We start from the raw sequence: 9685 nt of genomic DNA, 5'->3' as shown, positions 1-9685 counted from the left end.
TTTATATAATTCCCACTAATTGGGGTCAGTCCACATCAAATAAAGTGACCTATGACTTTTATCTTCTCTATTTTTCAATTGAATTAAAATAATTCTTTACATCTCTCCAACCACTTACGCGTTCAAATCTATGTTCATTAACATTATGAGAAGCAGTAAACATAATTGATTTCCCTTCAAAAATTTCCAATTGCTTTGGATTATCATCAATAAGATAATCTGCAAGAATAATATTCTTTCTACCACAAAATACAAAATGTTGTGGATCTAAAAAAGGAAAGAATTCTAATAACCATTCATATTTGTCATGAAAAGAGGTTGGTACATCCATCGCTGCTGTGGCTATGTATATGTCGTAATGCTCATTGAGTTGTTTTACAACTTCTTGAGCATGCGGCATTACATCTAAATTTCTAAAGAATCCAGGTTCTTTTAAAATATCCATGACTAACCCCTCATGTTCGGGTATCATATGTTTTAATTTTTTACCGTTTAATGATTCCATTTTGATATTTAAATCCGCTCGTTCATTGACCGCTTTAACAACAGCACCCAATGTATCAGCAAGCACTTCATCCATATCAATGGCGATTCTCTCTCGCGTCATGCGCTTACACTCCCTGTTCTTGATATACGTGTTTAGTATAGCAAAATTTTTTCCTTCTGTTTAATCTATTTAAGTGCGATATCACATCTTTTTAAATCAGAAGCTATCAAAGAGTGTTAGTTTAATACTCAAAATGTTTTAAAACTTCAATCATCTTATCATTTTGTTCTGGTAAACCAATAGTAATTCTAACACCGTTAGGGAATAAACGTGTAATACATCCTACGTTTAACAATGCATCATAAAGTGCTTGACTTCTTGAAGTTTTAACAAAGACAAAATTAGCTTGACTTGGTAAAAAATACTGACTTTGAGGAATTTGATAAAATCTATCTCGTTCAAAACTATTTTTTTGTGTCACTTCTTTCAAATACTCTTGATCTTCTAAGGCAGCGATTGCTGCATATTCTGAAATTCTAGTAACATTAAATGGTGGACGAATAATATTCCACTTTTCAATGGCGTCTTCAGAAGCTATAACATATCCTACTCTTAATCCAGCTAATCCATATGCCTTAGAAAAAGTACGTAATAAAAAGGCATTGTCAAAATCCTCCTGTAACTTTAGCGTATCAGGAAAATCATCAACAGTAACAAATTCTACATATGCTTCGTCAATTAATACAGGAATATCACTTGGGACACGTTTTAAGAAGTTAAATAATTCATCGTGCGAAAAGTAAGTCCCAGTTGGATTGTTAGGATTGCATAACCAAATTAAAGACGTTTTATTATCAATCTGTTGTAATATACCATCTAAATCAAATCCACCATCTTTGAGAGGCACTTGGATAACATCAGCAGATTCCACAATTGCATTATGATAATATTGTCCGAAAGTAGATTCACTAGTGATAATCTTATCTCCTGGTGATAATACGGCTCTTGATATCATTAGAATGACCTCATCTAAACCCGCACCAAATAAAATACGAGATGCATCAACATTAAGTTGTTGACTTATTGCTTCCCTTAATTTTGGCGATCCAGATTCCGGATAATAATATAATTCATCTAAATGAGATTGAATAGCCGTTTTAACTTTTGGACTTGGACCATATACATTTTCATTTGAAGCAAGTTTATGTAATTCACCTTTAATACCATACTGTTTTTTTAAAGATTCTGGAGAAAGCCCTGGCGTATATGCTGTTAATTGGTCTAATTGTTTCTTCATACATAGATCACACCTTAAATTGACTGAAATTTTAAAAAACTTAGTACCTATTATAAACAAACTCATACCTTAAAATCAATCACACTTCTAAGATTACATTTTAAATTCGCTATATCGGTTGAAATAGTTAAATTATAAATAGCTATTCGATGTTTAAATGGTACATCGAATAGCTATCAAATCAATCTAGAAACGCACAATTTTATTTTATTAATTTTTCTTTTTCTAAGTATTCTCTTGCTACTTTATAAGGATCCTCTTTCTTCACTGTTACCTTATAATTCATTTCTTGCATTTCTTCATCTGTGATTCTATTCTCCAATTTATTGAGTGGTTTTTTAACTTCAGGATGGTCATTTAAATATTTTTCTTTAAATAGCGGTGCTCCTTGGTATGGAGGAAATACATGTTGATCATCTTTTAATACTACCATGTTATATTGTTTTAATTCAGCATCAGTAGAATATGCGTCTATGAGATTAATATCTCCCTTTTTAACTGCAGTATAACGTAATTTAGGTTCCATAGTTTTAACATTAGAAAGATTAAGATGGTACGTTTTTTTAACAGCTTTGTATCCATCTGGTCTATCATTAAATTCCAATGTAAAACCTGGTTTAAGTTTATCTTCCACCTTGCGTAAATCACCTATTGTTTTAATTTGATGTTTTTCCGCAAAGTCTCGTTTTACAGCTAATGCATACGTATTATTATATTTCATCGGTTTAAGCATTGTCATATGATATTTTTTTTCTAAACTAGACTTTGCTTGTTGATATACGTCTTTCTCTTTTTTAGACTTTAAATCTTCTTTCGTTAATTCACCTAATACGGTACCTGTAAATTCTAAATAACCATCAATTTCATCTGACTTAAGCGCATTAAATAAGAATGATGTTTTACCCATGCCATCTTTGACTTCTACAGTATCATCTGTGTCTTCTTCGATAAGTATTTTATACATATTAGTAATAATTGACGGTTCTGATCCCAGCTTACCTGCTAATGTGATTTTATCACCTTTTTGAGCTGCCATAGGTATAGCAATAGCTATGATAATCACAATTACAATTGTCCCTAAAGAAATGAGCAATTTTTTATATGATAAACGTTCCATGTATCTTAAAATAAAGTCAAAAATAATAGCTAGAAATGCAGCTGGAATAGCACCTATTAAAATGAGTGCACTATTGTTACGATCTATGCCTAATAATATTAAATCTCCTAGACCACCAGCGCCTATTAAAGCTGCGAGTGTAGCAGTACCAATGATTAATACCATAGCTGTGCGTATTCCTGCCATGATGACAGGCATTGCAATAGGGAGTTCGACTTTGGTCAATCTTCTAAGTGGTTTCATCCCAATACCTTTAGCCGCTTCAATAAGAGAGGGATCGACCTCCTTAATACCTGTGTATGTATTACGTAGAATAGGAAGTAACGCATATACAACTAAGGCGATAATTGCCGGAAGTCTCCCAATTCCGAAAATTGGTATCATCAAACCAAGTAGTGCCAGTGATGGAATTGTTTGTAGAACAGCTGCAATATTCATGACGATTTCTGAAAGTTTTTTCGTTTTAGTAAGCAAAATTGCAAGTGGTACTGCTATAAGAGTTGCAATGAAAAGGGCTATAAAAGAAAGTTGAATGTGTTCAATTATAGTAGAAAATAGCTGTCCTTTTCTATCACTTAATGTCGCAAAGAACTCATTCATGTGTCGCATCCTCCTTATTGAGAGATAAATAAGTAAACACATCTTCTCTATTTAACAAATATCGACGATGTTGTTCTTTATCGTTGACCACAACTGCATCATAATGAGACAAATCTTCATAAATATTATTTAAGTACAATTCAGCATCTACTTCAGGATAATGAATAACATTTGTGTTGTCATCTACAGGTCGATTAATTCCTAAATCTTTAATCTTCACTTGATTCACAATATTATGCGTTGTATCCAAATGACTACCCATGAATTGCTTTACAAAATCACTTTTAGGTCGCGTTCTAAAACCTTCAGGTGTATCAATTTGTTCAACATGGCCTTCATTAAGTAAACAAATTCTGTCACCTAGTTTCATCGCTTCTTGGATATCATGCGTTACAAAAACTATTGTTTTCTTAATTTGCGTTTGTAAGTCAATTAAATCGTCCTGCAACTTCTCTCTGCTAATTGGGTCAAGAGCACTAAAAGGCTCATCCATGATAATAACGGGAGGATCTGCAGCTAATGCTCGCACTACACCAACCCTTTGTCGTTGTCCACCCGATAGTTCATCAGGTTTTCTATTTTTAAATTGCTCAGGGTTTAAACCTACCATAGTCAATAATTCATCCACACGTAAATTAATATCGTTATCTTTCCACTTTTTCATTTGGGGTACTTGTGCAATGTTTTCTTTGATGGTCATATGAGGAAATAATGCAATTTGTTGTAGTACATATCCAATATCCCAACGCATTTCGTAAACTGGATAATCACTAATTGGTTTATCTTTAAAATATATGTAACCTTCGCTTAAAGGAATTAAACGATTGATCATTTTAAGTGTTGTTGTCTTACCACAACCTGAAGGACCAATTAACACAAAAAATTCTCCCTCTTTAATATTAAAACTTACATTATCTACAGCAATATTATTACCATATCGCTTTGTGACATTTTTAAATTTAATCACTTTTTCACCTTCATTCCCTCTACAAAATAGTAGACCATTTTAATCTATATTCCCTATTAAATCATTTTTAATTGAAAATTAACATTTATTATATTTCAAAAATCCAAATTAACAAAAAGTATTATTAATACTTAATATCTAACTTCATATAATTAAAAAACGACGAAATCAAAAGATAGGAGATTTCGTCGTTTAATCATTTATATACTAGTTTTATAGCTTTGTATGGTTTCGATAAACTTAGGACAATAATGCTTTAATTTATAACTTCCTACACCATCAATAGCAATCATTTCTTGTTTCGATTCAGGTTTACGCTTAGCAAATTCTTCGAGTGTGTAATCAGAAAATATACTTACAGGTGCTATTCCAAGTGTATCACTTAGCTGTTTACGTACATCAACAAGCTCACGATATAACGCTCTATCCACACCTTCAACAGTGTTGATAAATACCTTCTCTTTAGTTTTTTGTTTAAACGGAGTGGTATAAACCTTAGTATGATTATTTAGTAATTGCTTCACGGATGTATCACACATAAGAATTTCATCATTTTCATTTAAATATCCTTTGAAACGTAACTCATCAATTAAGTGTGATAACTCAGATGTTGTGTAATTTTTCATCAATCCATGTGTCGTTAATTCATTATAATGATGGTGTTTTATATAATCTGTCACTTCTCCACGTAAAACTTGTATAATAACACTATAACTTTCCTGTTGCTTCATTCGAGCAATACAGCTAATAATCATTTTAGCTTCACGTGTCATATCATACGTTTTATTTTCCTGTATACAATTACTACATTGATTGCATTCCTCTAGATTTTCATTGGGTTCAAAATAATGAACAATTGTCGCTTCTAAGCACTTTTTCGTTTTGGTATATTGAATCATTTTTGTTAATTTTTCGCCCATTTTATCTTTATAGTCATCATCAGCTTGGGATACAGTAATAAAATACTCATGTAATCCCTTATCTCGTTCACTAAACAAAAGGATGCATTCACTTTTTAAACCATCACGTCCCGCACGTCCAGCTTCCTGATAGTAAGATTCCAAATCTCCAGGCATGTTATAGTGAATGACATAACGTACATTTGATTTATCAATACCCATACCAAATGCATTTGTCGCAATGACAACCTCTACACGATCATACAAGAAATCATTTTGCGCCTCTATTCTCTCTTTATTCGTTAAACCAGCATGATAAATTGTGCTCTTAATTTTTTCACTATTTAGAGCTTCGTGTAATTCTTCAACCTGCTTACGAGTAGAACAATAAATGATTCCTGCCTGCCCTTCATGATTTGCAACATAATCCACAACAAATTTTTGGCGCTGATAAGTGGGATTGACTTTGAAGATTAAATTGCGTCTTTTAGTACTTGTCTTGACAACATCATTTTGTCCAATTGATAACTTAGACATGATATCTTGTTGAACTTCAGCAGTTGCCGTAGCTGTAAGTGCAACTATTGTGAAGCTTTGAGGTAATGTAAAAACTTTTTGTATGACACTTTGGTAACTAGGTCTAAAATCATGTCCCCACTTCGATATACAGTGTGCTTCATCAAAAGCGATAAGGGGTATTTTTATTTTACGTAATAAATTTAGAAAAAATGTATTTTCAAAGCGCTCTGGAGCTACATATAAAAACTGAATGGCACCACGCTTTATTCGCTCTTCAATCTCTTTTTGTTGTTTATGAGTCAAACTACTATTCAAATATGCAGCTTGAATTCCCATTGCTTGTAGTTGATCAACTTGGTCTTTCATCAAAGAAATAAGTGGACTTATAACAATAGTTGTGCCACCCTGCATTAAACCCGGTACTTGATAGCATATCGATTTACCGCCACCGGTAGGTAGTACACCCAGTGTATGCTGATGATTTAATATTTTAGTTATAATTTCTTCTTGTCCTGGTCGAAATGACTTATAACCAAAATAATGCGATAAAGTCTCTTGCATGATTACATTCCCCTTATTGTTCTTTAATTTCTTCAAGCTCACTCCATCTCGTGATGTCTGCTTCATAAGTTGCTTCAAGTTGCTCTTTTTCCTCATTAAGTTCTTTGATTCTTGCATAATTATCACTTGCATTAATCATTTCTTGTTCAAGCTCTTCTAAACGCGTTTCAGTCATTTCTATACGCGTCATAATTGTTTCGTATTCTAACTTCTCTTTATAGGAAAGTCCTGTTTTCTTTTTTGGTTGATGCTTATGTTTATTTTGTTGTTCAGTTTGTTTAGATAACATGGCTTGGCGTTCATGTTCCTTTTTAAAAGATTCATAATCTTCAAATGATCCAATAATTTTTTCGATTTTACCATCATGAATAAACCAATATTCTTGTACCACTTTATTTAAGAAATAACGATCATGACTGACAGTAATGACAGAACCACCAAAATCATCAATGTAATCTTCTAAAATCGTAAGTGTTTCAGTATCTAAATCATTAGTCGGTTCATCTAAAAGGAGTACATTAGGTTTATGAACAAGTAAACGCAATAAATACAGACGCTTTTGTTCTCCACCTGAAAGTTTATAAACTTTTTTACCGTGTGTAGCGCTCGGAAATAAAAATCTTTCTAACAATTGTGTAACTGAAATTGAGGTACCATCTTTTTCTTTAGCCATTTCACTTTCTTCTCTTAGATAGTCAATCACTCTAATATCACGTTCAAGTGTCTCTTCGGTTTGCTTAAAATAAGCAACCTTAACAGTCTGACCGATTTTGAGCTCACCCTCATAGTCCTGATCTTCATTACTTAAAATATTAAGTAATGTTGTTTTCCCCGCTCCATTAGGTCCTACAATACCTATACGTCTACCACTTTGAATAATTTCAGTGACACCTTCAAATAAAACTTTATTATTAATTGATTTTGATAAATTCTTTAACTCATATACTTGTTTACCTAACCTTGAATATGCAAGATTAAGTTCACCCTTATCTTGTGCATGTTGCGTCTTAACATCTGATTCCAGTTGATTAAATCTATTGATACGTGCCTGTTGTTTAGTAGTTCTTGCCTTTGCTCCTGCTCGCATCCATGCTAGCTCTTGTTTATACAATGCTTTTTGTTTTTCTTGTTGCTTTTGTTCTATTAATTCATTTTCTGCACGCATTACTATGTAATCTTCATAATTACCTGGATATGTTTTTAACTTCCCTCTATCCAGTTCAATAATTCGCGTCGATACTTCATTTAAAAAGTAGCGATCATGTGTTACAAATAAAACTGTATGCGGATATTGCTTAACATAATTAATAAGCCAACGGATGGATTCAAAGTCAAGATGGTTCGTCGGTTCATCTAGCAAAAGTAAATCCGGTTGCTCTATTAGAGTTTTAGCCAATACAACTCTTTTTTGTTGACCACCCGAAAGTTCAACTATTTTCTTAGTTGTATCGTGAATCCCTAGTTTAGATAAAATCGTTTTAATTTCTGCATTATAATCCCATGCATCCTTTTGATCCATTTCTTCTTGTGCTTCCATCATTTTATTAAAATTAGAGTCACTTTGATCTAACGCATAGCGATTAACCGCTTCTTCATATTTTTTTATAATTCTTAATGTAGGGGTATCCGAACTTAAAACAGCTTCGAACACAGTCATATGACCATTGAGGTCTTGTTTTTGAGAGGAATAACGAATGCGATATTGATTAGGGTGGGTAATATCTGCAGTAAAATCTTCGTCTAGACCACCAATGACTTTTAATAGTGTACTTTTACCTGTTCCATTAATACCTACTAATCCAATTCTTTCATGCTCAGATATAGATAGGTTAAGATCATTAAAAATTTCTTTATCTGCATAGGATTTATTTAAATGTTCAATTTTGTATGCTTCCATGCTTATCTTCCTTTTCAAATACTGGAAATTGTCAACTATCGAATTTTCAAAAAAATTTTGTTAAGCTAAATTCAGTTCTATATATTATACACCTTTTTAGATTCAAAAGATATAAGGAGACTTAGATATGTCAGATTTATTCCAAAACGCACCACCCTACATTCAGGCGCTTATAGCCGGAATAATCACGTGGTTACTAACTGCTTTGGGTGCGGCAGCAGTTTTTATATTTAAGAAAGTGAATGATAAAGTCTTAAATTCGATGCAAGGTTTTGCAGCTGGAATCATGATAGCAGCAAGTTTTTGGTCATTATTACAACCCGCAATTGAATCAAGTGAAAATAGCGCTATGCCATGGCTTCCTGCAGCAATAGGTTTTATTCTCGGTGGCGTTTTTATCAGGGTTCTAGATTATATTATTCCCCATATTCACCAAAATGCCCAAGATAAAAACCAACAACAAGAGGGTGTGCCTACCTCTCTTGGAAAAAATGCACTACTTGTGTTAGCTATCACACTTCACAACATACCTGAAGGACTATCTATCGGAGTTGCATTCGGTGGTGTTGTATCTGGTAACAGTCACGCTACATTTTTAGGTGCGATTGGTCTAGCGATAGGTATCGGCATACAGAATATTCCTGAAGGTGCAGCACTATCGATGCCAATCCGTGCCGCAGGTGCAACACGTTGGAAAGCATTTAATTATGGACAAGCTTCAGCAATTGTTGAGCCTATTTTCGCTACTATCGGTGCTGCGGCAATTTTAGTGGTAAATCCTATATTGCCTTATGCACTGGCGTTTGCTGCAGGTGCAATGATTTTCGTTGTTGTTGAAGAACTGATACCTGATTCTCAATCAAGTAACAACACTGATTTGGCAACTTTAAGTCTAATGATTGGTTTTACAATTATGATGATTCTAGACGTTGCACTTGGATAATTTATATCATTAAAAAAAGAATCATAATAGATTAATCAACTATATTGTTTTACTTTATATTTAGCCTTGTAACCCAATCATTTATAATCAGAGAACATCATTGTCCTTAACATTAATCATAATAAAAATTTGAGATTTTGTTTTATAGTTAATAAAACAAATGACTTCAATTAATTCCAATATAAATAAAACATACTTATAAAGTTATATGTTGATATTAATGTTTTTTCTAAAAAAGGTGTGTCATCGAAAGTTTCAAAGTTATTTTATTTATACAAAAATATATTAAATACAGAAGTCACTCTTAAAGATATTCTAATTTCAAAATGATTAGTAAAGATATTAATATAAAAATAAGAGCCCAGGACATAAAGTTCCAGGATAAGTAAATAAAGACA

The 9685-nt window shown here is 32.7% G+C and carries 7 protein-coding genes; 1 reads left to right on the top strand and 6 read right to left on the bottom strand.

The window, feature by feature from the left end; all coding sequences use genetic code 11:
• Positions 1-67 precede the first annotated feature (67 nt).
• The 6 genes from HMPREF2897_RS07830 to HMPREF2897_RS07805 all read right to left on the bottom strand — a co-directional run bounded on the left by HMPREF2897_RS07830 (position 68) and on the right by HMPREF2897_RS07805 (position 8350).
• On the bottom strand, positions 68-607 hold the full coding sequence (locus HMPREF2897_RS07830; protein ID WP_002445915.1) for a 5' nucleotidase, NT5C type: 540 nt from the start codon (positions 605-607) through the stop codon (positions 68-70).
• A 121-nt stretch (positions 608-728) separates the two neighbouring features.
• Positions 729-1784 carry a histidinol-phosphate transaminase gene (hisC, locus tag HMPREF2897_RS07825; protein ID WP_070592893.1) on the bottom strand — a complete coding sequence of 352 codons (1056 nt, stop codon included), beginning with the start codon at positions 1782-1784 and terminating at the stop codon, positions 729-731.
• A 202-nt stretch (positions 1785-1986) separates the two neighbouring features.
• Positions 1987-3501, bottom strand: a complete 1515-nt coding sequence (locus HMPREF2897_RS07820; RefSeq protein WP_002445913.1) for an ABC transporter permease/substrate-binding protein — start codon at positions 3499-3501, stop codon at positions 1987-1989.
• Positions 3494-4468 carry an ABC transporter ATP-binding protein gene (locus HMPREF2897_RS07815; RefSeq protein ID WP_002445912.1) on the bottom strand — a complete coding sequence of 325 codons (975 nt, stop codon included), beginning with the start codon at positions 4466-4468 and terminating at the stop codon, positions 3494-3496. The genes HMPREF2897_RS07820 and HMPREF2897_RS07815 overlap by 8 nt, the downstream gene beginning before the upstream one ends.
• A gap of 200 nt (positions 4469-4668) precedes the next feature.
• Positions 4669-6450 carry a DNA helicase RecQ gene (gene recQ, locus HMPREF2897_RS07810; RefSeq protein WP_088922879.1) on the bottom strand — a complete coding sequence of 594 codons (1782 nt, stop codon included), beginning with the start codon at positions 6448-6450 and terminating at the stop codon, positions 4669-4671.
• Between the two features lie 10 nt (positions 6451-6460).
• Positions 6461-8350, bottom strand: a complete 1890-nt coding sequence (locus tag HMPREF2897_RS07805) for an ABC-F family ATP-binding cassette domain-containing protein (protein WP_172953379.1) — start codon at positions 8348-8350, stop codon at positions 6461-6463.
• Between the two features lie 121 nt (positions 8351-8471).
• Here HMPREF2897_RS07805 and HMPREF2897_RS07800 point away from each other — a divergent pair, with 121 nt between their 5' ends.
• Positions 8472-9287, top strand: coding sequence for a ZIP family metal transporter (locus HMPREF2897_RS07800; RefSeq protein ID WP_001829605.1), 816 nt, complete (start codon positions 8472-8474; stop codon positions 9285-9287).
• The last annotated feature ends 398 nt before the right edge of the window (positions 9288-9685 follow it).

The sequence above is a fragment of the Staphylococcus sp. HMSC065D05 genome, assembly GCF_001813195.1.
GTDB classification, from domain to species: domain Bacteria; phylum Bacillota; class Bacilli; order Staphylococcales; family Staphylococcaceae; genus Staphylococcus; species Staphylococcus epidermidis.
The sequence above is the reverse complement of the archived record's forward strand: the minus strand, read 5'-3'. Positions and strand labels throughout refer to the sequence as shown.

Bases quoted from the DNA above. Each gene is read 5' to 3' on its own strand.
- HMPREF2897_RS07830 (WP_002445915.1), bottom strand. From the start codon at position 607: ATGACGCGAGAGAGAATCGCCATTGATATGGATGAAGTGCTTGCTGAT.
- hisC (WP_070592893.1), bottom strand. From the start codon at position 1,784: ATGAAGAAACAATTAGACCAATTAACAGCATATACGCCAGGGCTTTCT.
- HMPREF2897_RS07820 (WP_002445913.1), bottom strand. From the start codon at position 3,501: ATGAATGAGTTCTTTGCGACATTAAGTGATAGAAAAGGACAGCTATTT.
- HMPREF2897_RS07800 (WP_001829605.1), top strand. From the start codon at position 8,472: ATGTCAGATTTATTCCAAAACGCACCACCCTACATTCAGGCGCTTATA.